Annotated in this window: 23 protein-coding genes and 1 tRNA gene; 9 read left to right on the forward strand and 15 right to left on the reverse strand. The window is 65.6% G+C overall.

The genetic code is table 11. The annotated features are described in order from the left end of the window. Positions 1–124: 124 nt before the first annotated feature. The 3 genes from apaG to DM450_RS10850 all read right to left on the reverse strand — a co-directional run bounded on the left by apaG (position 125) and on the right by DM450_RS10850 (position 3,208). A complete protein-coding gene (gene apaG / locus DM450_RS10840; protein ID WP_142634733.1) occupies positions 125–523 on the reverse strand; it encodes a Co2+/Mg2+ efflux protein ApaG in 399 nt (132 codons plus the stop codon). A 91-nt stretch (positions 524–614) separates the two neighbouring features. Then, entirely contained in the window at positions 615–2,003 is a 1,389-nt protein-coding gene (locus tag DM450_RS10845; RefSeq protein ID WP_221889477.1) for a PAS domain S-box protein, read from the reverse strand. Continuing rightward, positions 2,000–3,208 (reverse strand): PLP-dependent aspartate aminotransferase family protein, encoded by a 1,209-nt coding sequence (locus DM450_RS10850; RefSeq protein WP_142634735.1) that lies wholly within the window; start codon positions 3,206–3,208, stop codon positions 2,000–2,002. Before DM450_RS10850 ends, DM450_RS10845 begins: the two co-directional genes overlap by 4 nt. Before the next feature lie 132 nt (positions 3,209–3,340). On the opposite strand from DM450_RS10850, the gene DM450_RS10855 reads away from it, so the two are divergent. Continuing rightward, a complete protein-coding gene (locus tag DM450_RS10855; RefSeq protein ID WP_142634737.1) occupies positions 3,341–4,627 on the forward strand; it encodes a glycosyl transferase in 1,287 nt (428 codons plus the stop codon). Between the two features lie 3 nt (positions 4,628–4,630). Here DM450_RS10855 and DM450_RS25820 read toward each other — a convergent pair whose 3' ends face one another. From DM450_RS25820 to DM450_RS10885, 7 genes are all read right to left on the reverse strand, one after another. Next, on the reverse strand, positions 4,631–4,804 hold the full coding sequence (locus tag DM450_RS25820) for a hypothetical protein (RefSeq protein ID WP_185928590.1): 174 nt from the start codon (positions 4,802–4,804) through the stop codon (positions 4,631–4,633). A 162-nt stretch (positions 4,805–4,966) separates the two neighbouring features. Next, positions 4,967–6,151: a glycosyltransferase gene (locus DM450_RS10860; protein ID WP_142634739.1), complete on the reverse strand. Its 1,185-nt coding sequence runs from the start codon at positions 6,149–6,151 to the stop codon at positions 4,967–4,969. 58 nt (positions 6,152–6,209) lie between these two features. Further along, complete coding sequence (gene leuB, locus DM450_RS10865; protein ID WP_142634741.1) at positions 6,210–7,253, reverse strand: 3-isopropylmalate dehydrogenase; 1,044 nt, start codon at positions 7,251–7,253, stop codon at positions 6,210–6,212. A 20-nt stretch (positions 7,254–7,273) separates the two neighbouring features. Beyond that, entirely contained in the window at positions 7,274–7,879 is a 606-nt protein-coding gene (gene recO, locus DM450_RS10870) for a DNA repair protein RecO (RefSeq protein ID WP_142634743.1), read from the reverse strand. A gap of 80 nt (positions 7,880–7,959) precedes the next feature. Next, on the reverse strand, positions 7,960–8,208 hold the full coding sequence (locus DM450_RS10875; RefSeq protein WP_142634745.1) for an accessory factor UbiK family protein: 249 nt from the start codon (positions 8,206–8,208) through the stop codon (positions 7,960–7,962). Positions 8,209–8,521: 313 nt separating this feature from the next. Beyond that, positions 8,522–9,076: a TspO/MBR family protein gene (locus tag DM450_RS10880; RefSeq protein WP_142634747.1), complete on the reverse strand. Its 555-nt coding sequence runs from the start codon at positions 9,074–9,076 to the stop codon at positions 8,522–8,524. A 151-nt stretch (positions 9,077–9,227) separates the two neighbouring features. Further along, complete coding sequence (locus DM450_RS10885; protein ID WP_142634749.1) at positions 9,228–10,004, reverse strand: TlyA family RNA methyltransferase; 777 nt, start codon at positions 10,002–10,004, stop codon at positions 9,228–9,230. Positions 10,005–10,051: 47 nt separating this feature from the next. Here DM450_RS10885 and DM450_RS10890 point away from each other — a divergent pair, with 47 nt between their 5' ends. Both DM450_RS10890 and DM450_RS10895 read left to right on the forward strand, forming a co-directional pair. Continuing rightward, positions 10,052–10,591 carry a hypothetical protein gene (locus DM450_RS10890; protein ID WP_260609796.1) on the forward strand — a complete coding sequence of 180 codons (540 nt, stop codon included), beginning with the start codon at positions 10,052–10,054 and terminating at the stop codon, positions 10,589–10,591. A gap of 727 nt (positions 10,592–11,318) precedes the next feature. Then, positions 11,319–12,419 (forward strand): branched-chain amino acid aminotransferase, encoded by a 1,101-nt coding sequence (locus tag DM450_RS10895; protein ID WP_142634751.1) that lies wholly within the window; start codon positions 11,319–11,321, stop codon positions 12,417–12,419. A gap of 220 nt (positions 12,420–12,639) precedes the next feature. Here DM450_RS10895 and DM450_RS10900 read toward each other — a convergent pair whose 3' ends face one another. Continuing rightward, positions 12,640–13,272, reverse strand: coding sequence for a TetR/AcrR family transcriptional regulator (locus DM450_RS10900; RefSeq protein WP_142634753.1), 633 nt, complete (start codon positions 13,270–13,272; stop codon positions 12,640–12,642). A 228-nt stretch (positions 13,273–13,500) separates the two neighbouring features. On the opposite strand from DM450_RS10900, the gene yghU reads away from it, so the two are divergent. Continuing rightward, positions 13,501–14,349: a glutathione-dependent disulfide-bond oxidoreductase gene (yghU, locus tag DM450_RS10905; protein WP_142634755.1), complete on the forward strand. Its 849-nt coding sequence runs from the start codon at positions 13,501–13,503 to the stop codon at positions 14,347–14,349. A 110-nt stretch (positions 14,350–14,459) separates the two neighbouring features. Here yghU and DM450_RS10910 read toward each other — a convergent pair. After that, a tRNA-Gln gene (locus DM450_RS10910) sits at positions 14,460–14,534 on the reverse strand. A gap of 426 nt (positions 14,535–14,960) precedes the next feature. Here DM450_RS10910 and DM450_RS25825 point away from each other — a divergent pair. Beyond that, positions 14,961–15,131, forward strand: a complete 171-nt coding sequence (locus DM450_RS25825) for a hypothetical protein (protein ID WP_185928793.1) — start codon at positions 14,961–14,963, stop codon at positions 15,129–15,131. A gap of 485 nt (positions 15,132–15,616) precedes the next feature. Here the strand turns inward: DM450_RS25825 and DM450_RS10915 are convergent, their stop codons facing one another. Continuing rightward, entirely contained in the window at positions 15,617–16,795 is a 1,179-nt protein-coding gene (locus DM450_RS10915; protein ID WP_142634757.1) for a MaoC family dehydratase N-terminal domain-containing protein, read from the reverse strand. Between the two features lie 202 nt (positions 16,796–16,997). Here DM450_RS10915 and DM450_RS10920 point away from each other — a divergent pair, with 202 nt between their 5' ends. The 4 genes from DM450_RS10920 (at position 16,998) to DM450_RS10935 (ending at position 21,770) form a co-directional block, all read left to right on the forward strand. After that, positions 16,998–17,792 carry an SDR family oxidoreductase gene (locus tag DM450_RS10920; RefSeq protein ID WP_142634759.1) on the forward strand — a complete coding sequence of 265 codons (795 nt, stop codon included), beginning with the start codon at positions 16,998–17,000 and terminating at the stop codon, positions 17,790–17,792. Positions 17,793–18,017: 225 nt separating this feature from the next. Further along, positions 18,018–19,772 carry a chloride channel protein gene (locus DM450_RS10925; protein ID WP_142634761.1) on the forward strand — a complete coding sequence of 585 codons (1,755 nt, stop codon included), beginning with the start codon at positions 18,018–18,020 and terminating at the stop codon, positions 19,770–19,772. Positions 19,773–19,868: 96 nt separating this feature from the next. Further along, entirely contained in the window at positions 19,869–20,438 is a 570-nt protein-coding gene (locus DM450_RS10930) for a TetR/AcrR family transcriptional regulator (RefSeq protein WP_142634763.1), read from the forward strand. A 21-nt stretch (positions 20,439–20,459) separates the two neighbouring features. Beyond that, on the forward strand, positions 20,460–21,770 hold the full coding sequence (locus DM450_RS10935; protein ID WP_142634765.1) for a glycoside hydrolase family 1 protein: 1,311 nt from the start codon (positions 20,460–20,462) through the stop codon (positions 21,768–21,770). A gap of 168 nt (positions 21,771–21,938) precedes the next feature. Here the strand turns inward: DM450_RS10935 and DM450_RS10940 are convergent, their stop codons facing one another. Together DM450_RS10940 and DM450_RS10945 are read right to left on the reverse strand one after the other, a co-directional pair. Continuing rightward, positions 21,939–22,688, reverse strand: a complete 750-nt coding sequence (locus DM450_RS10940) for an SDR family NAD(P)-dependent oxidoreductase (RefSeq protein WP_142634767.1) — start codon at positions 22,686–22,688, stop codon at positions 21,939–21,941. A 41-nt stretch (positions 22,689–22,729) separates the two neighbouring features. Next, a complete protein-coding gene (locus tag DM450_RS10945; protein WP_142634769.1) occupies positions 22,730–24,664 on the reverse strand; it encodes a CocE/NonD family hydrolase in 1,935 nt (644 codons plus the stop codon). Between the last annotated feature and the right edge of the window lie 103 nt (positions 24,665–24,767).

Consider the following 24,767-nt stretch of genomic DNA (forward strand, 5'->3'; position numbering starts at 1 on the left):
CGAACGCCCCGCCGGACTACTGGAAAACGACTGGCGGGACGGGGCTTGCCGCAAGCAAAGGGCACCCCCCGGATCCCGGCGGGGCCGATACCCTGCACCGGCGCGCCTTCGCCCGTCCCATGGCTCAGCCCGCGGTGGCGGGCGCCGCCAGCGGGAACAGCGGGATCTGCGCCTGCAATTCGCTGCCGTCGCTGCGCAGGAACGTGTAGAACCCTTCCATCGAGCCTTGCGGCGTCGACAGCGGGCATCCCGAGACATAATCGTGGCTGCGGCCGGGACGGATCAGCGGCTGTTCGCCCACCACGCCCTCACCCTCGACCAGGTTGACGTCGCCGTTGCCGTCGGTGATGCGCCAGTGGCGGGTCATGAGCTGCAGGCTGTCATCCGAATCGTTCTCGATGCGGATGTGATAGACCCAGAACCACTTGCCCGCCTCGATGCGCGACTGCTCGGGCAGGAAGTTCACGGCGACACGCACGGTGACCCCGTCGGTCACGGCAGTATGTTGGAACAGTTCCTTCATGACACGGCCAGCCTATCGGTCATTCGACAAGTCGACAACTCATAGAACTACCCAGTGGGTTCCACAAATTGCGCGATAATTTTCCGGTGGATCACGAAATTGCCGCGAGCGCGCAATCGAGCTGCCAGGCAAAGCCCGCAGGTTCGTAGGCGGTCGTCACCCGGGCATTGAGCTTGACCCGCGGCACGTCGACGATGATCCGCGAACCGAAGCCGAGCCTGGTGGGCGGCGCCACCACCGGGCCGCCGCTTTCACGCCAGGCGATGCGGAAACCCGCACTTGCGGGGTCGCCGTCCTCCGCCTCTCCCTCCCCGGCATCGGCGCCCTGCACCGACCAGGCAATGTGCACGCGCCCGCCCGGCACCGAGAGCGCGCCGTACTTGTGCGCGTTGGTGCCCATCTCGTGGAGCGCCATCGCCAGTGCTTCCGCCGCCCCGGGCGAAAGCATCACCTCCGGCCCCCGGCACTCGACCTGCCCCTGCGCCTCGCCCAGCCAGCGCAACTGCGCCTCGACCATCTCGCCGACCGGAACCGGCGACCAGGCGCGCCGCACCAGCAGGTCCTGGTTGGCGGAAAGCCCCTGGATGCGCTGCTCCAGCCGCTGGAGAAAATCGGGGCGGGCCACGTCGGTGCGGCGCGCGAGCGACTGGATGATCGCCAGCATGTTCTTGCTGCGATGGTTCACTTCCTGCAGCAGAAGCTCGATCCGCTCTTCGGCATCGCGCATTGCGGTGACGTCGGTATTGGTGCCGAACCAGTAGAGGATCTTGCCCTGATCGTCGCGAATGGGTTTGGCGCGGGACAGGAACCAGCGCCATTCGCCTTGCGCGCTGCGCAGCGGGAACGTGTCCTCCCAGTCCTCTCCGGAAGCGATATGGGCGCGGAAACGGGCGGTCGCCGGTTCGAGGTGATCGGGATGGTGGACCGCCCTCCAGCCCCACCCTTCCATCTGTTCCAGCGTGGTCCCGGTATAGTCGAACCAGCGCTTGTTGTACCAGAAGATCCAGCCGTCGCTGCGGGCGATCCAGGCCAGTTGCGACATGTTTTCCGCCAGCAGGCGAAAGCGCGTCTCGCTCTGTTCGAGACGCCGCAGGGTGGCGTTCTTGAGCCCGATGTCACGCGCGATCTTGCTGGCGGCGACCACCCGGCCATGGCCGTCGTACACCGGCGAGACGGTGACCGCCACTTCCACCGCGCTGCCGTCCTTGCGGCGGCGCACGGTCTCGAAGGTCGGCACCCGCTCGCCGCGCATGATGCTGGCGATGATCGCGTCTTCCTCGGCCTGGCGATCATCGGGGATCAGCGTGCGCACGTTCCTGCCGACGATCTCGCCGGCAGGCCAGCCGAAGATGCGTTCGGCCGCGTGGTTCCAGCTCAGGATCGTACCGTCGAGCGACTTGCCGACGATGGCATCGTCGCTCGATTCGACGATCGCGGCGAGAAACGCCGCGGCGTCGGCCCCAAGCGGGGCGGCGCTCAGAGGCCCGCCTTCGTCAGCGCCTGATCGAGATCGGCGATCAGGTCCTCGGGATCTTCCAGCCCGACGTTGATGCGCAGCATGCCTTCGCCGATGCCCATCGCCTCGCGCCCTTCCGGCCCCATGTTGTGGTGGGTCGAGGACGCGGGGTGGCACATCAGCGAACGCGAGTCGCCGATGTTGTTGGAGATGTCGATCAGTTCCAGCGCGTCGAGCAGCGCATGCGCCTGCGCGCGGCCGCCGTCGAGCACGAAGGAGAAGATCGGCCCGCAGGCGTCCATCTGCTTCATCGCCAGCGCCTGGCGCGGATGGCTGTCGAGCCAGGGGTGCAGGATCCTGGGCACGCGGCCGGCCACGAACTCACCCACCTTGAGCGCGTTCTCGCTCTGGCGCTTGGCACGAAGGTCCAGCGTCTCCAGCCCCTTGAGCACCACCCAGGCGTTGAACGGCGAAAGGTTCGGGCCGGTGTTGCGCTGGAACGGCAGCAGCTTGTCGTTGATGAATTCCTCGCTGCCGCACACGGCGCCGGCCAGCACGCGGCCCTGCCCGTCCATCAGCTTGGTGGCGGAATAGGCCACCACGTCGATGCCGAATTCGAGCGGGCGCTGCAGCGCCGGGCTGCAGAAGGCATTGTCGACCACGGTGGTGATGCCGTGGGCCCTGGCGATCTCGGCGATGCCGGCGAGGTCGGCGATGTCCATCGTCGGGTTCGCCGGGGTCTCGAAGAAGAACACCTTGGTGTTGGGACGGATCGCCGCTTCCCACGCCGACAGGTCGGTGGCGTCGACCACCGTCACGTCGACACCGAAGCGCGGCAGCAGGCTGTCGCCCAGCCAGCGGCACGAACCGAAGGCGGCGCGCGCGGAAACCATGTGGTCGCCCGCCGAAAGCTGGCAGAGCAGCGCGGCGGTCATCGCCGCCATGCCCGACGCCTGCGTGCGGCACGCCTCGGCGCCTTCGAGCAGGGCGATGCGCTCCTCGAGCATCTGCACGGTCGGGTTCTGGAGACGCGAATAGGTCATGCCGTCGTCCTCGCCCATGAAGCGGGCGGCAACGGTGGCGGCATCGTCATAGGTGAAGCCCGAGGTGAGGAACAGCGCCTCGCTGGTCTCCCCCATTTCCGAGCGCCAGGTGCCACCGCGGATTGCGCGGGTGGCGGGACGCCAGTTGCGGGTCTTGGTGCGGTCCTGTCCGGTCGTGCGTTTCATGGCCCAAGCCTCTAGGATCGCGCGGACGCCGATGCAAGCGCCCGTGCTGACCCCAGGTGCCGTTCTGCCATGGCTAGGGGCGGTTCAACCACCGCTTGCAGTCGCCCCATATCCTCCGTATTCCGCGCCCAAATGCAGCCGATCGCTTCCCGCAACAATCGTGACCCGCTCGGCTGGTGCCTTGTCGTCACCGCGCTTTTCTTCGCCCTTGCGCTGTGGCGGATCTCCACGCCCAGCGCCTATTACTTCGACGAGGTCCACTACGTTCCGGCCTCGCTGAAGATGCTGAAGCTGATCCCGACGAATCGCGAGCACCCGCTGTTCGGCAAGGAAGTGATCGCCGCCTTCATCCACTTCCTCGGCGACCGCCCGCTGGCATGGCGCCTTGGACCGCTGCTGCTGGGCACGGCGGGCCTCTTCGCATTCGGCCGCCTGGTCTGGCACGCCTCACACCGGCGCCGCGCGACGATCACCGCGATCGTGCTGCTGGCGACCAACTTCATGTGGTTCGTGCAGAGCCGCATCGCCATGCTCGACATGATCGAGGCGGGGCTCTGCATGATCGCGCTGTGGCAGTTCGCGGCGGCGCTGGGCACCAGGACCACCGGTGCGGCGCGGCTGCGCCTTGCCGCCGCTGCCATCGCCATGGGCCTCTCGCTCGGCGCCAAGTGGAGCAGCGCCCCGGCGCTCGTCATGCCGGGCCTGTGCTTTTTTGTGCTGCGCGTCAAGGAAACCGGCTGGAAGTTCGTCGGCAAGCGCGGCGCGGGCCCGATCCCGGGCGTCTCGCTGCTCGAAGCGGTGTTCTGGCTCGGCCTGCTGCCGCTCGCGGTCTACTGGGCGACTTATGCGCCGGCGATGTTCTACGCCCGCCTGACGCTTTCGCCCTACGACTTCATCGGCCAGCACGAACTGATGGTGCGCCTGCAGGACAGCGTGAAGAAACCGCACCCCTACCGCAGCTTCTGGTACCAGTGGGCGGCCGACTGGCGGGTGATCTGGTACCTGTTCAAGACCATCGACGGCGCCCACCGCGGCATCGTGATGCTGGGCAATCCCGTCTCGATGCTGGCGGGCCTCGCGGCGTTCTTCTGGGGCCTGTGGGCCGCGCTGTTCCGCCGCCGGGGCGACATCGCCGCGTTTTGTCTGCTCTATGCCGCCACGCTGATGATCTGGGCGGTGAACGGCAAGCCGGTGCAGTTCTATTACCACTACCTGCTGCCGGGCGCCTTCCTGATGGCCCTGCTGGCCTTCGCGCTCGACGCGCTGTGGCAGCGCAAGGACCGCTGGCGCAAGCTGGGAACACTATCGATGGCGGCCTCGCTCGGCATGTTCGTGCTGTTCTTCCCGATCATCTCGGGCCTGCCGCTGCCGAGCGACGAGACCTACAATTTCTGGATGTGGCTGCCGAGCTGGCGCTGACGTTCAGGCGACGATGCAGTGCTGCCCGTTCCCCCGGGCAAGCATCGCCTTCCAGCCCGGCAGTGTCACTGCCACGCGGTATTCCGCCTGCATGTCGGGCGTCAGCACCTCGACCGCACCGAACGCCCGCCGCGCTTGCCGCGCTTGCCGCGCCGCTATCAGCTGCGGATCGGGCACATCGATCTATGATGGTCCTCTCCCATCCGCTTTGCGAAAACGGGAGAAACACCGAACTGCCTGTCGATCAGGAGCCCTGAAACGACAAACGCGCGCCGACGGACGGCGCGCGTTTGCGAAACGAGATCAGAGGAACCGGCCGAAAACGGCCAGTTCCGGGTCTCAGTACTTGCCCCAGACGAACTTGTTCGACAGCGCGAAGTTCCAGACCGAAGCCAGCACGATGCCGATGATCGCCGCCGCATAGTCATGGAAACCGATGCGGACGAGCGCCGTAGATGCGCCGATATTGGCGATCATGCCGAACGCACAGGTCAGCGCGAACTGCGCCCAGCCGCGCACCAGCGGGCCGAAGCCGCGCAGACGCTTGTCGGCATAGGTCAGTTCGTTGTTCAGCACGAAGTTGAACGTCATCGCGACGATGGCCGCAATCGTCTGACCGGTGATGAAGGCCGCTTCCTTGGGATAGTGGCTCATCGCGAAGTCCGCGCCGAACAGGTGCAGGACCAGCGCCAGCACCGTCATGTGCAGCACTGCGCCCAGGCCGCCGACCGTGCCGAACAGCGCGAAGCGGGTGGGGATGAAGCGGCCGAGCCACTTGTCGTAAAGACCAACGAGGAATTCGAACACGACCGTCCTGTCCAGCTTGCTCTCGCCTTCCGCGCGCGCGGCGAAGTTCAGGGGAAACTCCTTGACCCGCAGCGGCGTGTCCACCGTGGCGAGAATGTCGAGCAGGATCTTGAAACCCACGCCCGAGAGCCGATGCGCGTCGGCCCGGAGTGTCTTGGTCTGCAGCATGAAGAAGCCGCTCATCGGGTCGGTGAGATCGACGCCGGTAACCTTGTTGGCGATCCTGTTGGCAAAGCCGGACGCCTTGACGCGGTCGGGACGGCCCCAGGCCTCGGTGCTGGCGCCTTCTGCAAAGCGCGAGGCATAGGCGAGGTCATACTCGCCCGAGGTGATCGCCTTCAGCATCAGCGGCAGCAGTTCGGGATCGTGCTGGTGGTCGGCGTCCATCACCGCAACCACCGGCGCGGCCGTGGAGCACATGCCCTCGATCGCGGCGCTGGCAAGGCCCCGGCGGCCGATGCGCTGGATGCAGCGCACGCGCGGATCGCGCAGCGAGAGGCTGCGCGCCTCGTCCGAGGTGCCGTCCGGGCTGTTGTCGTCGACGAAGATCGCCTCCCACGAAACGCCCTTGAGCGCCTTGTCGAGCCGGTCGATCATCGTCGCGAGGTTCTTGCGCTCGTTGTAGGTCGGCAGGACGACGGCCAGCTCAAGCGGCTTGGATGCCTGCGCTGCGGCGACGTCTGCGGCCTCTGCAAGATCGGTAGGGGTAATGGTCATGCGCCCTGTTTTACGTGGTAAACCTGAAGAAACCTTAGTCGCGGTCAAAGACGCCTGATTACAGACGGGCCAGCACGGCGCCACCGATCTCGCGGGTGCCTGCGCTGCCGCCCAGATCGCCGCCCTTGATGCCGTCGGCCAGCGTCTTGGCCACCGCTGCCTCGATCCGCACCGCCTCGGCCTCGAGGCCGAGCGAGTGGCGCAGCAGCATGGCTGCAGACAGGATCGTCGCCATCGGATTGGCAAGCCCCTTGCCGGCGATATCCGGCGCCGAACCGTGGATCGGCTCATAAAGGCCATAGGAGCCTTCGGCAAGGCTGGCCGAAGCGAGCAGGCCGATCGAGCCCACGCACATCGAGGCCTGATCGGAAAGAATGTCACCGAACAGGTTGCCGGTGACGATCACGTCGAACTGGCCGGGGTTCTTCACCAGCTGCATCGCCGCGTTGTCGACGTACATGTGGCTGAGTTCGACCTCGGGATATTCCTTGGCCACCTCGATCACCACATCGCGCCAGAGCTGCGAGGTTTCGAGGACATTGGCCTTGTCCACCGAGCAGAGCTTCTTCGAACGCGTCATCGCGGCCTGGAAACCGGCGTGGGCGATGCGGCGCACTTCGTCCTCGGCGTAGGACATCATGTCCCAGCCCTGACGGCGGCCGTCTTCCAGCGTGCGGATGCCCTTCTCGCCGAAGTACACGTCGCCGTTCAGCTCGCGCACGATCAGCAGGTCGATCTTCGAGGCGACTTCCTCGCGCAGCGTGGTCAGGTCTTCCAGACCGGGGAACACGCGCGCCGGGCGCAAGTTGGCAAAGAGGCCCAGTTCCTTGCGCAGGCCGAGAATGGCCTGTTCGGGACGCAGGTGGCGTTCGAGATGGTCGCACGAGAAATCGCCCACCGCGCCGAACAGGATCGCATCGGCCGAGCGCGCGATCTCCAGCGTTTCGGCGGGCAGCGGGTGGCCGTGCTTGCGATAGGCAACACCGCCGACATCACCCTCGACCAGTTCGAGACCGGGAAGTTCAAGCGCCTGAAGCACACGCACTGCCTGCTCGGTGACCTCGGGACCGATCCCGTCTCCTGCAAATACCGCGATGCGCATGTACGTTCTCCGCTTGGACTTTAACCGTGAATTCGTGCCAGCCGCTCGCGCAGCAGGACGCGCGCCCCCATAACGTCTCCGCGGCGTTCGGCAAGCGGATAGCGCGCAAGCTCCGGGCCGAGCCGGTCGAAAGTGGCAAGGATCGCGCCCCAGTCGTCGTCTGCCGGACGGCCCACCGGCACCCCGTATCCCAGTTCCCGCAGCAGCAGGACTTCGAAGGAAAGCAGCGGCATGACCCAGCCCCGCGCCGAGGGCGCGGCGCAGATCGCATCAAGCACGGCGGCCAGTGCCTGGTAAAGCGCGGGAAACGGTTGCCGCTCGGGAAGCGCCGCTGCGGCGAGCGCGGTCACCCAGGCGATTCCCGCCGAAGGCAGCGGCTCGCTGAGCCAGGGGCCGCGGGATTCGACCAGTTCGATCCGCGCGAAAGGCAACTGCCCCTCACGTTTCGACCGCAAGTCGGCTTCGACAAGATTGCCCGGGATCAGGACCGGACGGAGCTGCCGCCCGCGCCCGCCGGCGACATAGGCACCGACAAGGCCGCCCTCTTCGGTCAGCAGCCGGGCTATGGCCGCGGTTTCGCCGTGAGGACGGGTGGAACAGACGATGGCAGGCGCGCGCAACTGCATGGCTGCGGCTTGTGAGGGTTCAGAGGACGTGAAGCAAGGTGAAGAGAGGCAGGCTCGTCAAAGTCTGCCCCTGCCGGCAATCACTCGCCGGACTTGCCTTCAAGCTTGGCGATACGGGCCTTGAGATCCTCGATCTCGCCGCGCGCGGTCGCCGCCATTTCCTTCACCGCCTCGAATTCCTCGCGGCTGACGAAGTCCATGTCGCCCAGGAATTCACGGAAACGCTCGCGCGCATTGTCGCGCGCTTCGCGGCCGACACCGGCCAGCGTGCCGGCAGCGCCGTTCATCATCTTCACGAAATCGGCGACGAAGGGGTTTTCGCTTTGCATGGGGGCTATTTGGTCCTTTGCGGCCCCGCACGCAAGAGGGTGCAGAGCTAGGTCGTAAACTCATGAACGCCGCCATCGAGGCGCCCAAATGGCGAACAGCTCGGGCCGAAGGTGCCGCCGGGCGGGCTGGTTGCCCGTCCAAGGCAGCTTCGGTTCGAGATGGAAGCCATTTGGGCGTCCCTACGGGATTTGACCAAAATGGCCCAGCGCTGCGTCAGGAAGTCTTGAAATATCGACATATTCCAGCGCCTTCCCTCCTGCCGCTGAGCCATTTTGCCTCAAACCTCGATGGTGCCGTTCATGAGTTTACGGCCTAGATTTCGAACCGCTCCACCGCCCGCGGGCCTTCCGCGCCGTCCATGTCCGGATTGAGCTGGAGGAACGCGAAGTTCAGGTAGCTCGCAAAGCAGATCCACGCGAGATAAGGCGCCAGCAGCAAGGCCGCGACCGGGCGGACGCGGGCGAACAGCAGGATGGTGATGATCACTGCCGTCACCATCAGACCCAGAACGATCAGTCCGCCGGTCATCTGGTGCATTGCGAAGAACACCGGGCTCCATGCGAGGTTGAGCACGAACTGCACGGCAAAGGCGATCACCGCCGGGCCGCGACCGCGCGCGCCGCGCGCCGCGCAGATCAACGCCAGTGCAAAGCCCATCATCACGTAAAGCAAGGTCCAGACGATCGCGAACGTGATCGGCGGCGGATAGATCCCGGGCTTGGCCAGCGCATCGAACCACGCATTGCCCGGCCCGCTTGCGGCCACCTTGCCGGACACAAAGCCCAGCAGCACGATCAAGGGCACGAGCACCAGCGACCAGCGCAGCAGACTGGCGCGCAATTGGGCAGGTGAGGCAATCGGGTTCATTCCCAGGCAACCCCCGAATCAGGAAAAACCATCAAGTGTGGTGGTTTGTGGTACGACAAATGCCAACACGCAATGCACGGCCGCGGTAAAAGCGCCCGCCCGCGTCACTTCGAGACCATCCGCAGGCCAACCCCGGTACTAGCCCCCGGTATCAGCCGCGCGAGGCCGAGACGAGGAACTCGACGTTTCCTTCCGGCCCCTTGATCGGGCTTTCGACGATGCCCTGGATGCTCCAGCCCTCGCTTTCCAGCCAGTCGCGCACTTCTGCGCAGACCCGCTCGTGCAGCGCCGGATCGCGCACGACCCCGCCCTTGCCCACTTCATTGCGCCCCACTTCGAACTGCGGCTTGATGAGCGCGACCACCCGGCACTGCGGCGCAGCAAGGCGCAGCGGCACTTCCAGAACCTTGGACAGCGCGATGAAACTGGCGTCGCACACGACCCAGCTGCACGGCCGATCGATTTCGCCCGGCGTCAGGATGCGCGCGCTGGTCTGCTCCAGCACGGTGACGCGCGGATCCTGACGCAGCTTCCACGCCAGCTGGTTGGTGCCCGAATCGACCGCGAAGACATGTTCGGCGCCGTGCGTCAGCAGCACATCGGTGAAACCGCCGGTGGAACTGCCGATATCCATCGCGGTCACCCCGGTGGGGTCGAGTTCGAAATGCGCGATGGCATGGGCCAGCTTGATCCCCCCGCGCGACACCCAGGGATGATCGCGCCCACGCACTTCCAGCGGGGCATCAGCCTTGATGCTCTGCCCCGGCTTGGCGATCTTGGTTTCGCCTGAAAACACCAGTCCGGCCAGCACCAGCGCCTGCGCACGCGTGCGGCTTTCCACGAGACCACGGTCGACCAGCATCTGGTCGACACGGCCCTTGGCGGGGGTTTTCTTTTCGGTGGATCGGGGCTCGGACGAGTTGGTCATGACTTTGCGCACTTGAGAAGGAGCGCGCCTCATTCCATACCGGGGCCATGAAGGCAAATCCGCGCCGGCTCGCAGCCGTCCCGTCGTTCTCCCGCAAACTTGTCGCAGGCGCCCCGCTGACCGCGCTGGCCGTGCTTGCCGCCTGCGTCCCCGCCCCGCCGCAGGTGCCGCCATCCGTGCCGCGCCCGGCGCCCAGCCAGCAACCGCAACCACCTGCGCCGCCGCCCGCCAACTGGCAGGACGCCCCGCAGACCCCGGGAGACTGGCGGATGACCGCCCCCGGCGCCGCCACGTTTGCAAATGGACTCGTCACGCTGCGCTGCAACCGGCAGGCCGGCACCGTAACCCTCACCCGCACCGGCAGCGCCAGTTCGCCGGCGCTGGTGGTGCGCACTTCGGACACCGCCCGCACGCTGGCCGCATCGGCCGGCGCGACCGGCCTTTCGGTGGACATTCCGGCACGGGATTCCCTGCTTGACGCGATGGCCTTCAGCAAGGGCCGCTTCGCCCTCGAAGCGCCCGGCACCGCGACGCTTTATGTACCGAGTTGGACCGAGGTTTCGCGCGTCGTCCAGGATTGCCGCTAACGTGCACTCGTGAACGGGACTCGGCGGACTCGCAAAAACGCGATCCGGGGCCCGTTCACGAGGAAAAATACAGCAATTTCAGGAACTTTCAGGCCGCAGTTGACTGCCCCGGGAATCGAGCTTTTGCGTGGCTCGAAGGCTGGGGATAACTGGCCCGAAGCCTCGATAATGACCGCAAAAAAATCGAATTCAAGACTTGTTGTGCGCTGCGGAATCGGAGACACATTTGAACAGGGCCGAGGGACCCTGGGAAACGCGCCCGGAAGCACCCCGAAGCCCAGCCGCTTTAACCAGCGGCGCCCTATGGCTCAAACAGCGCGAAAGGAGGTGATCCGATGTCTCATGGTTCAGCAGAGAGGTCGGCTTTTTCCGTCGCGAGGCATTATCGCTGAATTGAATTCGCGATAAAGGCTTTCGCTGGCGGCACTCCCGGCCGCTGACCATGCGAAGGGCCGCACCGGGCAACCGGGGCGGCCCTTCTCATTTGCGCTTCCCAAACTTTCGCTCATGACTGACTTTCGCACATGATCGGGCGAATTTCGCACTGGCCCTCCCTGAAAACCGGGCGCAAGAGCATGCTGCCGCAGCCTTGGCCGAGTCCCCGGTTCTCCCGCCCTCAACGCCGTGCTAAAGCTATAAGATTGCGTATCAAAATTACTTTGCGGTTGCGCTGCGCGTAATTTTCATTCAGAGGCACCCGCAACCTTAGTTTAGAGGATCACGTTCGATGGCGACGCTCGCCGATGCCGGCCTGACTTTCAGCACTCTGCCCCACCCCGCGCCGACCAGCGCCGAAACGCGCGAGACCATTCTCGCCAACCCCGGCTTCGGCACCAATTTCTCCGACCACATGGTCGTGGTCGAATGGACCGAAGGGAAGGGATGGCACGATGCCGTGGTAGGCCCGCGTCAGCCGATCGCGCTCGATCCCGCTGCTGCCGTTCTGCACTATGCCCAGGAAATCTTCGAGGGTCTGAAGGCCTACAAGCAGGCCGACGGCTCGATCGCGCTGTTCCGCCCCGAAGCCAATGCCGCACGCTTCAACAAGTCGGCAGAGCGCCTCGCCATGCCCGAACTGCCCGAAGCGCTGTTCATCGAGGCGATCGAACGTCTGGTCCAGGCGGATCGGGACTGGATCCCGGCAGCCGAAGGCGCCTCGCTCTATCTGCGCCCGTTCATGATCGCCACCGAGGCCTTCCTCGGCGTGCGTCCGGCCAAGAGCTACAAGTTCATCGTCATCGCCAGCCCGGCGGGCAACTATTTCAAGTCCGGCGCGCCTGCCGTATCGATCTGGGTGTCGGACTACACCCGCGCTGCCCCCGGCGGCACCGGCGCCGCCAAGTGCGGCGGCAACTATGCCGCCAGCCTGGTGCCGCAGGCGGAGGCAATCTCGCGCGGACATGACCAGGTCGTCTTCCTGGACGCGGCCGAGCACAAGTGGATCGAGGAACTGGGGGGCATGAACCTCTACTTCGTGTTCGAGGACGGCACTCTTCTGACCCCGGCCCTCACCGGCACGATCCTGCCCGGCATCACCCGCGACAGCCTGCTGCAGCTCGCGCGTGAGGAAGGCCTCAAGGTCGAGGAAGGCAAGTACAGCCTCGACCAGTGGCGTGAAGACGCGACCTCGGGCAAGCTGGTGGAGACGTTCGCCTGCGGCACCGCCGCGGTGGTCACGCCGGTCGGCAAGGTTTCGGGCCGCGACGGCGCCTTCACCATCGGCTCGGGCGGCCCTGGCCAGCTTACCGCCAAGCTCAAGAACCGCCTGGTCTCGATCCAGCGCGGCGAAACCCCCGACACGCACGGCTGGATCCACAAGATCGCCTGACCCGATCGGGACAAATCAACAAGAAAGGGGCGATCGCTTCGGCGACCGCCCCTTTCTTTTGCCCGCACTGACCGCGCCGAACGCTCCTGGAAACCGTTTGGAATTTCGCGCCAAGCGAATGTCGCGGCACCAGCCCGCTTCCTCCACTCGACCACCCACAGGCTACTGCCGATAGGCGGTGGAGTGAGGCCAGCGGCCTGGTGCCGCCCTCGAAATGCCCTCACATATCGACAATGCCGCTCTGCTGCAGGATCGCCATATGGGTGCGGGTCAGACGCTCTACCGTCTCGTCGATGGACATGTCCGGGCGGACACTGTTGCGATAGATACGCGGCCCCAGCATCGCCCATGCGAGCAGGAATGTGGCAAAGACTTGCCCGTCCATGCCTTCGTTTCGCGGGTCCGCCGTGAAATGGCGTTCAAAACCCGCCGCCATCGCATCGAATGCCGGATAACGGTCGCCGATCCGCCCCGGAGACAGGAACTCCTCCGTCCACAGCGCGACCACATCCGGGTTCTCGAGCACGAAACGCGTGATGTAGCGCGCGCGCTCCTCGGCGGATTGCGACGACGCGAAGGCCTTGCCCAGCTGCTCAGCCGACCACTCGCGCACTTCCTCGATCAGGGCCTCGCGGCTCGCGAAATGATAATAGATCGTTGTCCGATTCACCCCCGCCACGCGCGCCACTTCCGAAAGTGAAAGTGCTTCCAGCCCCTTTTCAGACACCAGACGCACTGCAGTTTCGATCAAGGCAAGATGTGTTTCCTCAAATCCCTTGTTCCGGCGGCGTGCCGCATGCCCATCCATCGATGCTCCGCGACGTTTTTCAATCATTTGAACCATGCTCGCCATGAATGCTCCCGCCGCGTGAACGCTGTCAACGATTGCAGGCGCCCCAAGTTCCCATACTTTCGTCTAGTTCTTCGTGCACATCGCTGATTTCACCTTGGGATTATCATCCCGATGGCGAACCCGGCGCCCCGGCTCGACATCGTGAAAAACGACATGCGGACATGGGTTGCCGCCTCCCTGCGGGCTACCTACCTCCGCTGTTCCTCACAGCCACGAAAGCCCCTCTCCATGAGCACATCTTCCTATACGCCGCCCAAAGTCTGGACCTGGGACAAGGACAATGGCGGTGAATGGGCCAAGACCAACCGCCCCGTCTCCGGTGCGACGCACGAATCCGAATTGCCGCGCGGGCAACATGCGCTGCAGCTTCACTCGCTGGGCACGCCGAATGGCCAGAAGGTCACGATCATGCTCGAGGAACTGCTCGCAGCGGGCGTCGCCGAGGCGGAATACGATGCCTGGCTGATCGACATCGGCAAGGGTGACCAGTTCGGCTCCGGCTTCGTGGCGATCAACCCGAACTCGAAGATCCCCGCCCTTGTCGACTATTCGGGCGACGAACCCGTCCGCGTGTTCGAATCCGGCGCGATCCTGTTCTACCTTGCCGAAAAGTTCGGAAAGTTCCTGCCTGCGACCCAGCCCGCCCGCACGGAATGCATGTCGTGGCTGATGTGGCAGATGGGCACGGCACCGATGATCGGCGGCGGTTTCGGCCATTTCTACGCTTATGCGCCTGAAAAGTACGAATACCCGATCAACCGTTACGCCATGGAAACCAAGCGCATCCTCGACGTGGCCGACAAGCGCCTCGCGGTTTCGCGCTATCTTGCCGGGGACGAATACACGATCGCCGACATCGCCTGCTACGGCTGGTTCGGCGGTTTCCTGCGCGGCGACGCCTATGGCGACGCGGCGACGTTCCTCGAGGTGCCGAGTTACACCAATCTCGTGCGCTGGGGCGATGAACTCGCCGCTCGCAAGGGCATCCAGCGCGGCCGCATCGTCAACCGCAACGGCGAAGGCTTCGTGCGCGAACGCCACTCGGCCGCCGACATCGACGCCGTGCTTGCCGGATAAGCACAGACACGCGCGGACTTCGCCTCGCCACGGGGCGTCGTCCGCGTACCGGTGCCGTAATCAGTGATGAACGGAGCCCTGCCGGAAAAAGCTCTCTTTCAGGGAGAGCCTGGCTGGGGCGGCAGGATTCGAACCTGCGAATGCCGGTACCAAAAACCGGTGCCTTACCACTTGGCGACGCCCCAGCAGGGAATGCGCGCTTAGCGGGTTCGTTTGGTCCTGAAAAGAGGCTTCCGCAGAAGTTTTCCGCAGGAGATATGCTCCCCCTGCACGGTACGGCCCGCCGGGCATGCCGCCTGCCCCTTCCCATGCCAGGACATCGCGCGCCACAAAAGGCCTGGTCGGCACCAAGAAATCTCCTGCGGACATGCGGAATTTGAGGGTATTTCGCGAGTCGACTGGCGCCGATTTCAGTTTTTTGCAGGCAAGATGCATAAAGCGCAATGAATGGAGCTCCCGGCACGCCGCACCGGCATCCAATCTCAAAAACCCCCACTCAATTGCGTTAAATGCAACAAAAAGCGATCTTGTTGCATTTGCGGAAACTGTCCTGCGGCGGCAAATGGGCCTCAGATGTTGCACTGCAACACACACATTACACCGAGGTCCCGATGTTTTCTCTGCTTTCGCTCTATTTTGCCGCGCGCCGCGATGTCGTTCTTGCTGAACGCTACATGCCCGCCCTTGCCGACAAGGCCGTTGCCGAAGCCGCTGACGCCCAGCCCGTCGCGACTGAAACCGAAGTCGCCGCACCGGCTGAAAAGCTGCCTCTCGCGGCCTGATCGGACCCGAAGTCCGATCCGGCTGCCTCAAAGCAGCCCCAGCCGTCCGCCTGGGGCTTCCTCGTGCAGGGCCTCGAGGTCGAGCCTGAATGTCAGGTCGGCGGTTGGATCCTGAACTTGCGGATTACCGGTTCAGCCGATCACCCGGCAGGCCCGCCGCATGAGCCGCCACGGGCCGTATGCCATCGAAACGGCACGATCACCTTCGCAGCGGACGAGGTGATTGCTCCTTAAGCACCCCCAGAAAATGCTGCACCGCATCAGGCGGTGCATGAAATGCACCGAACGCGGCCTTGAAGGCACCCGGTTCGCGCCAGCACGAACCCGTAAAGATCGAGCCGTTCGGCGATGGCCCCACGGACCGCCATGAGCCCTTCGCCTTGGAGCGTTTTCCAATATGGCGAGGCCCGCGCGATCACGCAGGAAACGCGCAAAACCAAAATCTTGGAGCAGCGGATCCGATGCGAACGGATCGGAAAACGGCTCTAAAGCGGCAGCGACACCGTGGCAGAGCCCTTGAGGATCGTCGCCCCGTCCTGCGTTGTCATCCGGGTTTCGACGGTGACCACCGGCATGCCGAACTCGCTGGTCTCCTGCTTGTCGGTCACGACGGCGTCCACGTAAGTCACGTCGCCTTCGAAGGCCGGGCTGCGGAACTGGGTCTTAGAGTGCCAGATGTAACCTTGGTGCCCCGCCCAGTAGGCCACCGTATCGAGGTGCCAGGCATTCATCGACGAGCCATAGCCATAAGCACCGCCCATGCCGACCTTTTCCGCCTTCTCGGGATTGATGTGGCCGGAACTGGGGCCATGGAACAAGCCATCCCCCTGTCGGGGATCGATCTTGCGGGCTTCGAAATCGTAAGCCATGTCGCCGCCGAAACCGGCGTCTTCCTGCGCCGGATCGTGAATACCCTCGGGCGCGTTCCAGCGCCAGGTGCCCCAGATGTTCTGCCGGTGCGCGCGGCATTCCAGCGCAAAGGTCACCCGGCTGTGCGGCCCGATCGCCCGGCGCGGCAGCGTATCGCCGACCTTGACCGCGCCCCAGCGCGGCGAAACCCCGTCCCGGCCTGACTTGATCCAGTCCAGCCGGATCCTGGCCACTTCATCCAGTTCCGCCCTCGTCCAGAGCTTCGGGCTGCGGCTCTCCTTGTCGTAGACCTTGCGCTTGTTCGCCTCCTCGACGAGGTAGCGGATCGAGGTTGCCCGCTCCTTGGCGACCAGCGCGCCATGCTGGTTGCGGTGCACGGTATCGCCATCGGCAAACATCGTCGGTCCGGCAAAGCCGGTATCGGCGATGCGATAGCCGGCAAAAGTCCGTTCCTGCGTCAACTTGTCGCCAGGGCGGACGGGATTGCCGTAGAACCACCATTCCTCCCCCGCAAAGATCAGGTGCGATCCTGGAACCTTGCCGATACAGGACGGGTGGCAGCCGTGGCCATAGTCCATCGCCACGGTGAAGCTCTGCGGCGCGACAATGCCGCCGAAAGCGCTGGATCGCGCGAAATTCTCGTCCCAGTGCAGGGGGTTGGCATAGTCCATCGCCTGCACCCAGCGGCGGATGTCGGTAGCGTTGCAAGGGTCCCAGAACTCCGCGAAGATAACCGGCTTGCCCACCCACTTGTCGACGTCGCTGGTGTCCAGCACCGCATCCCCTTCGGCCATTCCACTCTCTCCGCATGCCTGTTTGCCTGACGGTGTTCCACCACCGCGCGCGGCCCGCCTGTCCGAAGGTGCAGCCTGATCGGCAATCGGCGCAAGCGCGCTGGAGCGATACTTACCGGCCCTGCGCATTCCTGCCGCGCGAGGCTTGGCCAAGTTGCGCTAGCGCTGGGTCAAACAGCGAATCGCGGGAGATGACGTCGCCATGAAGATCGACAACACGCTGGCCGCCGTGGTCACCGGCGGCGCCTCGGGCCTGGGCCGGGCCAGCGCCAGGGCTCTGGCCGATGCGGGCGTGAAGGTCGCCGTGTTCGACATCAGCGAGGAAGCGGGCGAGGCGTTCGCCGCAGAAATCGGCGGCGTGTTCTGCAAGGTCAACATCCTCGACGAGGACAGCGTCGAGGCCGGTTTTGCCAAGGCCCGCGCCGCGCACGGGCAGGAGCGCGTGGTGGTCCATTGCGCCGTGGTCGCAGGCGGCGGCAAGACCGTCTCGTTCGACAAGACCACCGGCGGCTACAAGCGCATGGCGACCGAGCAGATCGCCAGGACCGCCGAGGGCGTGTTCACCGCCTCGTACCGCGTCGCCTCGATCGCAGCTCTGGGCATGGCGGGCTCCGATCCCGTCAACGATGATGGCGAGCGTGGCTGCATCATTTTCACCTCGTCGGCGGCATCGCAGGACGGGCAGATCGGCCAGGTCGCCTATGGCGGCGGCAAGGGCGCGGTGAACGCCATGGTGCTGCCGATGGCGCGCGACCTCATGGATCTGGGAATCCGCGTCAACGCCATCCTGCCCGGCACTTTCGCCACGCCGCCGATGCTGCGCGTGAAGGAAATGAACGAGGCGGTCTACGAAGGACTTGGCAAGGCCGTGCCCTTCCCCAAGCGGCTCGGCAACCCGGACGAGTTCGCCTCGCTGGTGCTGGAACTGACGCGCAACACCTATTTCAACGCCCAGTGCATCCGCCTCGACGGCGGCATCCGCATGCCGCCGAAATAGGCGGCCGCCTCCGCGCAGATGAAGGGGCGCGTTGGCAGGCAGGAATTGGCCGAGATGCTCGAAATTTCGCGTAACCGTGCTGGCGGTGCCGAAGTCACCAGCCGGTTTGCGGACTGAGAGCGACCGGATCGCTCGCTTGCGGGGAACGATGCCGCCGGCGCAATTCCTCCTGTTGCGCCAACACATGCCTTGACTCTCGAATGCTGCGAGGGCCAAGCGGCGGCGATGCGACGTCCCGCCGTCAATGCCCTCAAAGCCCTGGTCGTCCGCCAGCGACGGCGCATGCGCGAAAGCGAACTGGCATTCATCCTGCTCGCGCTGGCCGCGGGCATCGCGGCCGGATGGCTGACCAACCTGCAGGGCTTTCTGGCCCACGGCATCCAGCAAATCCTCTACGGCGTCACCGGCAACCGTCTCAGCGCGATCGGCGAGATCCGTCATCCCTGGCGGTTGCTGGCGCTGCCGCTGGGCGGCCTCGTGCTGATCGGCATCGCCCATCTGCTGCGCCGCCGCCGCCGCGCCCCGATCGACGTCGTCGAGGCCAATGCGCTGCACAGTGGGCGAATTCCGTTCATCGACAACCTGATCATCTCGATCCAGACCATCGTTTCCAACGGCGCCGGGGCCTCGGTCGGGCTGGAGGCGGCCTATGCGCAGATGGGCGGCGGCGTTGCCTCGGTGCTGGGCCAGTGGTTCAAGCTGCGCCGGTCGGACATGCGCACGCTGGTCGGCGCGGGCGCCGGCGCAGCGGTGGGCGCAGCCTTCGGCGCGCCGCTGGCAGGTGCGTTCTACGCTTTCGAGATCGTGATCGGCACCTACACTCCCGCTGCCATCGCCCCGGTCATCGCCGCAGCACTGGGCGCCGCGTTCATCACCCGCCAACTGGGTGTCGAGCCCTACCTGATCGCCGCCTCCAGCACGCGGCCGCTGACGACACCGGACTATTTCATCTACGCGCTGCTGGGCATCTGCTGCGCGCTGGTCGGCATCCTGGTGATGCGGCTGGTGACGTTCACCGAAATCCACGTCCAGAAACTCACCCGCATCGCCAGGTGGCGCCCGCTGATCGGCGGGCTGCTGCTGATGCCGCTGGCCTGGATTTCACCGCAGTCGCTGTCCGCCGGGCACGGGGCCATGCACCTCAACCTGGCCATGCAGCCGGCGATCCAGTTCCTGCTGATGGTGCTGGCGGTGAAGATCCTGTCTTCGGTCATATCCCTAAGCTTCGGTTTTCGCGGCGGGCTGTTCTTCGCCTCGCTGTTCCTCGGCTCGCTGGTCGGGCTGATCTTTGCCCAAGCCGTGGCGATGCTGCCATTCGGCATCGAACTCGACCCCACCCAGTCCGCACTGGTCGGCATGGCGGGTGTCGCCGTCTCCATCGTCGGCGGACCGATGACACTGGCCCTGCTGATCCTCGAGACCACGCACGACTTCGCGCTGATGGGTGTGGTGCTGACCGCCGCGCTCGTCTCCAGCGCCTTCACGCGCGAGACCTTCGGCTATTCGTTCTCCACCTGGCGGCTGCACATTCGCGGCTCGATCATCCGCTCCCCGCGCGACATCGGCTGGATGCTGAGCCTCACCGCCGGGCGGATCATGCGCACCGACTGGGTTTCGGTGCCCGCCACCCTGCCCCTCGCCGAATTCCGCGCGCGGGTGCCGCTGGGATCGACCAGCAAGGCGATCCTGCTCGACGCAGCCGACCGCTATGCCGGTATCGTCACCACCGCGTCCGCCTGGAACCCCAACCTCGATCCCGAGACCGAAGTGGGCACACTGGCAACGCTGGCCGACACTTCCCTCGCCCCCGCGACCGACATCCGCGCGATGATCAAGGCGTTCGACATTGCCGTGGCCGACGAACTGGCGGTGGTGGACGGGGTCGGCAAAGTCGTTGGCGTCGTCACCGAGCGCCATGCAAGGCGGCGCTATTTCGAGGAAATCGAGGCGTCCCAGCGCGAGCTCTTCGGCGAGAGCTGAGACAGGTTCTTCGCCCGGGCGATACCTGCGGCACTCCCCTTCCCGGCCCCCGCCCTCCAGACTACCTAGCGATCACTAGGTAACGGGAGAAAGCCCATGCGCACCCGCATGAACCGCGAGGACCGGCGCACCGCGATCCTCGATGCCGCGATCGCGGTGATCGGCGAACGCGGCTTTCACGGGTTCTCGATCCGCGAACTGGCGCTGCGCTGCGCGATGACCGACGCCGGGCTGCTCCACCACTTCGGCTCGAAGACCGACCTGCTGCTGGCGGTGCTCGACCGCCGCGACAGGCAGGACGAGGACGCCATCGCCGCCCTTTTCCCCCGCGACGCGGCGCCGCGCAGCCGCGCGCAAGTGCTGGAGGTGCTGGCCGCCATCGTCGCGCGGAATGCACAGCACCCCGAACTGGTGCGCCTCTATGCGATGCTGCGGGTGGAAGCGCTCGCCGCCGACCACCCCGCCCACGCCTATTTTGTCACCCGCGACCGGCTTGCCCGCCGTCGCTTCGCCGAACTGCTCGACCTGCCCGGCGAAACACCGGACCGTCTCGCGCGGCAGGTGCTGTCGGCGATGGACGGGCTGGAACTGCAATGGCTGCAGGAGGAGCGCGGCTTCGACCTCGTCGCGACATGGAACGAAACCGCCGGGCGGCTGATCCCGTAAACCGGCGCAAACTGGGAGAGTGTGATGGATCGCAGAACGATGTTGGCCTCCGGATTGGCGGCCGGTGCACTGGCCTCGCCATCCGGCAAGGCGATGGCCGCGACGGCAAGAAGCTTCCCCAAGGGCTTCCGCTGGGGCACCGCCAGCGCCGCGCATCAGGTGGAGGGCAACAATACGCTGAGCGACCTCTGGCTGGTCGAGCAGGTGAAGCCGACGATGTTCATGGAGCCTTCGGGCGATGCCAACAACTCCTTCGAACTCTGGCCGCGCGACCTCGATCTGGTGAAAGGCCTGGGGCTCGACACCTATCGCTTCTCGATCGAATGGGCCCGGATCGAGCCGCGTCCCGGCGTGTTCTCCACCGCCATGCTCGACCACTACGCCCGGATCATCGACGGCTGCCATGCGCGCGGGCTGACGCCGATGGTAACGTTCAACCACTTCACCCTGCCGCGCTGGTTCGCGGCGCAAGGCGGATGGACGCAGAAGGAGGCGGCCGACCTGTTTGCCCGCTACTGCGACAAGGCGGCGCGGCGCCTGGCGGCGGGCATGGGCTATACCACCACACTCAACGAGCCGAACATGATCCACCTCGTCGACAAGGGCCTGCCGCCGCAGATGGCCGGCATGGTAAAGGCGATGAACCAGGCGGCGGGCGCGGCCTGCGGGGCCGGCAACTTCAAGAACGGCATGCTGCCCGAACACGACGACATTGCGCTGCTGGAGGAAAACATGCTCGCCGCGCACAAGGCCGGCCGCGCCGCGATCAAGGCCGCACGCGGCGACCTGCCGGTGGGGGTCAGCCTGACGATGAGCGACGATCAGGCCGTCGGCGCGAATTCGCAGCGCGACGCGATCCGCAAGCAATTCTACGGGCCATGGCTGGAACTGGCCAAGCAGGACGACTTCATCGGCGTGCAGAACTATGCGCGGGCGATCTGGAATGCGCAGGGTCAGGTCCAGCCACCCGCCGATGTGCCGCGCAGTCAGATGGGCGTGGAAATTTACCCCGCCTCACTGGCTGGTGCAGTGCGCTATGCCCACGAGGCGACCGGGCGGCCGGTGATGGTGACCGAGCACGGCATCGGCATCGAGGACGACGCAGTGCGCGCGAAGTTCATTCCCGAAGCGCTCTCCGGATTGCTGCAGGCCATTGCCGACGGCGTGCCGGTGCTGGGCTATGTCCACTGGACGCTGGCGGACAACTTCGAATGGGTGTTCGGCTTCAAGCACAAGTACGGGCTATGCTCCGTCGACCGCGCGACCTTCGCCCGCACCCCCAAGCCAAGCGCCGCCGTGCTGGCGGCGATTGCCAAGCGGAACGCGGTGTAGAGCCTTCTATCGAATACAAAACCTCGCCCCCTCCCGCGAAGGCGGGGGCCCCGCTTCCTTTTTGCCTCGCCCCGAAGAACAAGCGGGATCCCCGCCTTCGCGGGGATGACGCGTTTGGATTTGGCGAGCGTTCCGGGGGACGGAAAACCTCACCCCTTCGTGCCGTGTTCAAGTCACCGTGAACCCGCCGTCGACGGCGAGCACCTGATTGGTCACCCGGTGCGCCATCGGGGTCGCGAAATAGAGTACGGCCGAGGCGATGTCCTCGGCCGTGCAACGGCCCAGCGGCGGGGTTCGATTGCCCGGGCCGACCGGCGGCGGTCCTTCGGCATGGATCGCGCCGGGCGTGCCGACGCCGCCCGGCAGCACGGTGTTGACGGTGATCCCGTGCGCCGCAAGTTCGAAGGCGGCACTGGTGGTGAGCGCCGCGAGCGCGCCCTTGCTGGCCATGTAGGCCGCCAGCCCCTGCACGAACTGGCCAACCAGCCCGCATGAGGCGCAGTTGACCACGCGCCCGCCCTTGCCGCCGGCGATCATCGCCCGCGCCACTTCGCGGATCATCAGGAACGGCGCGCGCGCGTTGATCGCCTCGATCCGCTGCCAATGTGCCGCCGTGCCCTCCAGCAGCATTTCGCGGTGCTGAAGCCCGGCGTTGTTGACCAGCAACCAAGGCGTGCCATGGCGCCCAGCAGCCTCTGCACAGGCAGAGACGATGGACGCCTCATCGGCGAGGTCCACCATGACCGCGTCCACCGCCTTGCCTGCCTCGACTTGCGCCCGCGCACCGGCTTCGTCCCGGTCGAGCACGACCACCCGCGCTCCGGCGCAGGTCAGCACCGCGCAGATGCCCGCGCCAATCCCGCTGGCACCGCCGGTCACGAGCGCGAGGCGCCCGGAAAGGTCAAAAGGTCCGCTCATGATCGTCTCCCGGTATCGACCGGGAGACGATCTGAACGCCGTCAGTTCCCGGCGATGGGCAGCCACACCGCGCTGGCCGCATCGCCGCCATACTGCACGGTCTCGGTGGCCTTCACATAGTCCTTGGGCATCGCCTCCATGATGGAAGGCACCCAGGACTGCGGGTTGCGGTCATAGAGCGGGAACAGGCTGGACTGCACCTGGACCATGATCTTGTGCCCCGGCAGGAACACGTGATCGACGTTGGGCAGCGACCACTGGAAGGTATAGCCCTTGCCGGGCTCCAGCGGCTGCGGCTTGTCGAAGCCGTTCACATAGCGCCCCCGGAAGATCTCGATGCCGACACCCAACTGATAACCCGCCAGTTCCGGATTGGCCGAGTTTTCCTGCGGATAGACGTCGATCAGCTTGACCACATAGTCGCTGTCCTGCCCGGTGGTGGAGGCGTGCAGTTCCACCTTGGGCGCGCCCATGATGTGCACCGGCTTGTCGAGCACGCCGGTGGTGTAGCTCAGCACGTCCGGGCGGCCATCGACGAAGCGCTGGTCGTGAACGAGCCAGGTCTTCCATTCCTCGCCCTGCATGTGCACCGGGCGCGGCAGCATCGGCACGGGCTTGGCCGGGTCGGACACGTAGCTGTCGCTGCCCGCCGCCGGCTTCGCCCACGAGAGGCCGTAATTACCCGCAAGGTACAGCGGCGTGTAGTTCCCTGCGGGCCACTTCTGCGAGACTTCCCAGCCCGCCTTGGCTCCGACCGCGCCGGTGGCGTAAGTCAGCACCGGCGGCGTGTCGCACTTCGGCGCATTTGTCTTCAGGTGGCAGTCGAGGAACGGCTTCATGTAGTTGCGGCGGAACTGGCCGCCGGTATCGCCTTCCCACTTCAGCGGGCCAAGCTCGCGCGCCTCGTAGTTCACCTGGGAGTGGCGCCAGGGGCCGATCACCAGCGAGACCATGTCGTTGTTGGTGTCCTGCGGCTCCAGCGCCTTGTAGACTGCCGGGGCGCCGTAGCTGTCTTCCTGATCCCACTGGCCCACCACCAGCATCGTCGGCACGGTCAGCTTGCGCGCGGCCAGCAGCTTGTCCACCGCCTGCCCCTGCCACCATGCATCATAGCTGGGATGCTCCAGCACCTTGCGCACGACCGGCAGGTCCAGCAGCCCATAGGCCTTGGCGTATTCCATCGCCGAACCGGCCTCGAGATAGGCCTGATACTCGTCGCCCGTGCCCTTGGGCACCGAGCCGCCGCCCTTCTTGACCGTCTGGCCCAGATCGTAGTCGAAGCCGAACATGCGGAAGGCGCCGTTGTGGAACCAGTCGTCGCCCATCCAGCCGTCGACCATCGGGCTCTGCGGCACCGAGGCCTTGAGCGCGGGATGCGGATCGACCAGCGCCATCAGCGAGGTGAAGCCGAGGTAGGACGACCCGGTGATGCCCACCTTGCCGTTGCTTTCCTTCACGTGCTTCACCAGCCAGTCGATCGTGTCGTACGTATCGGTGGCGTGATCGACCTTGGTGGGGTTCAGGGGGCCGCGCAGCGGGCGGTTCATCACGTAGTCGCCTTCGGAACCATCCAGCCCGCGCACGTCCTGATAGACGCGGATATAGCCGTCGTTCACGAAGTCCGCGTCCATGACCGGGAGAATTTCCTCGATCTTCTGGCTGCGGTTGCGGCTGCTCATCTTGCCGGCGTTGTAGGGCGTGCGGCTGAGCAGGATCGGGCCGTCATGCGTACCCTTGCGCATCACGATGACGGTGAACAGCTTCTTGCCGTCGCGCATCGGGATCATCACCTCGCGGCGGATATAGTCCGCCTGCGGGCGCACCCAGTCGTACGAGGCGACCTGCTCGTTCATCATGGTGTCGGTCTTGGCTGCCCTATCCTGCGCGGAAAGCTGCGAGGCGGCGGCGAGAGCCAGCGGCGCGGCGGCGACACTGACGGCGATGCGAAGGCTGCGGGCCCGAAGGTTTCTTGTCATGGAAGCGATTGGTGACGCGTGCATTTCACGCGGTCAAGCGTGAACACCGCCGTTATCGTGGACGGCGCAGGCCTGCCCGAAAGCCGCCACGATCGATCGTTAT

Origin of the sequence: Sphingomonas sp. IC081 (genome assembly GCF_006874585.1) — a bacterium.
Taxonomy (GTDB): Bacteria; Pseudomonadota; Alphaproteobacteria; order Sphingomonadales; family Sphingomonadaceae; genus Novosphingobium.

What these genes read in the sequence shown, in the direction of transcription:
- apaG (WP_142634733.1), bottom strand. Translation starts at nt 523, where the DNA reads ATGAAGGAACTGTTCCAACATACTGCCGTGACCGACGGGGTCACCGTG.
- DM450_RS10850 (WP_142634735.1), bottom strand. Translation starts at nt 3,208, where the DNA reads ATGAAACGCACGACCGGACAGGACCGCACCAAGACCCGCAACTGGCGT.
- DM450_RS10855 (WP_142634737.1), top strand. Translation starts at nt 3,341, where the DNA reads ATGCAGCCGATCGCTTCCCGCAACAATCGTGACCCGCTCGGCTGGTGC.
- DM450_RS10860 (WP_142634739.1), bottom strand. Translation starts at nt 6,151, where the DNA reads ATGACCATTACCCCTACCGATCTTGCAGAGGCCGCAGACGTCGCCGCA.
- leuB (WP_142634741.1), bottom strand. Translation starts at nt 7,253, where the DNA reads ATGCGCATCGCGGTATTTGCAGGAGACGGGATCGGTCCCGAGGTCACC.
- recO (WP_142634743.1), bottom strand. Translation starts at nt 7,879, where the DNA reads ATGCAGTTGCGCGCGCCTGCCATCGTCTGTTCCACCCGTCCTCACGGC.
- DM450_RS10875 (WP_142634745.1), bottom strand. Translation starts at nt 8,208, where the DNA reads ATGCAAAGCGAAAACCCCTTCGTCGCCGATTTCGTGAAGATGATGAAC.
- DM450_RS10880 (WP_142634747.1), bottom strand. Translation starts at nt 9,076, where the DNA reads ATGAACCCGATTGCCTCACCTGCCCAATTGCGCGCCAGTCTGCTGCGC.
- DM450_RS10885 (WP_142634749.1), bottom strand. Translation starts at nt 10,004, where the DNA reads ATGACCAACTCGTCCGAGCCCCGATCCACCGAAAAGAAAACCCCCGCC.
- DM450_RS10890 (WP_260609796.1), top strand. Translation starts at nt 10,052, where the DNA reads ATGAAGGCAAATCCGCGCCGGCTCGCAGCCGTCCCGTCGTTCTCCCGC.
- DM450_RS10895 (WP_142634751.1), top strand. Translation starts at nt 11,319, where the DNA reads ATGGCGACGCTCGCCGATGCCGGCCTGACTTTCAGCACTCTGCCCCAC.
- DM450_RS10900 (WP_142634753.1), bottom strand. Translation starts at nt 13,272, where the DNA reads ATGGCGAGCATGGTTCAAATGATTGAAAAACGTCGCGGAGCATCGATG.
- yghU (WP_142634755.1), top strand. Translation starts at nt 13,501, where the DNA reads ATGAGCACATCTTCCTATACGCCGCCCAAAGTCTGGACCTGGGACAAG.
- DM450_RS25825 (WP_185928793.1), top strand. Translation starts at nt 14,961, where the DNA reads ATGTTTTCTCTGCTTTCGCTCTATTTTGCCGCGCGCCGCGATGTCGTT.
- DM450_RS10915 (WP_142634757.1), bottom strand. Translation starts at nt 16,795, where the DNA reads ATGGCCGAAGGGGATGCGGTGCTGGACACCAGCGACGTCGACAAGTGG.
- DM450_RS10920 (WP_142634759.1), top strand. Translation starts at nt 16,998, where the DNA reads ATGAAGATCGACAACACGCTGGCCGCCGTGGTCACCGGCGGCGCCTCG.
- DM450_RS10925 (WP_142634761.1), top strand. Translation starts at nt 18,018, where the DNA reads ATGCGACGTCCCGCCGTCAATGCCCTCAAAGCCCTGGTCGTCCGCCAG.
- DM450_RS10930 (WP_142634763.1), top strand. Translation starts at nt 19,869, where the DNA reads ATGCGCACCCGCATGAACCGCGAGGACCGGCGCACCGCGATCCTCGAT.
- DM450_RS10940 (WP_142634767.1), bottom strand. Translation starts at nt 22,688, where the DNA reads ATGAGCGGACCTTTTGACCTTTCCGGGCGCCTCGCGCTCGTGACCGGC.
- DM450_RS10945 (WP_142634769.1), bottom strand. Translation starts at nt 24,664, where the DNA reads ATGACAAGAAACCTTCGGGCCCGCAGCCTTCGCATCGCCGTCAGTGTC.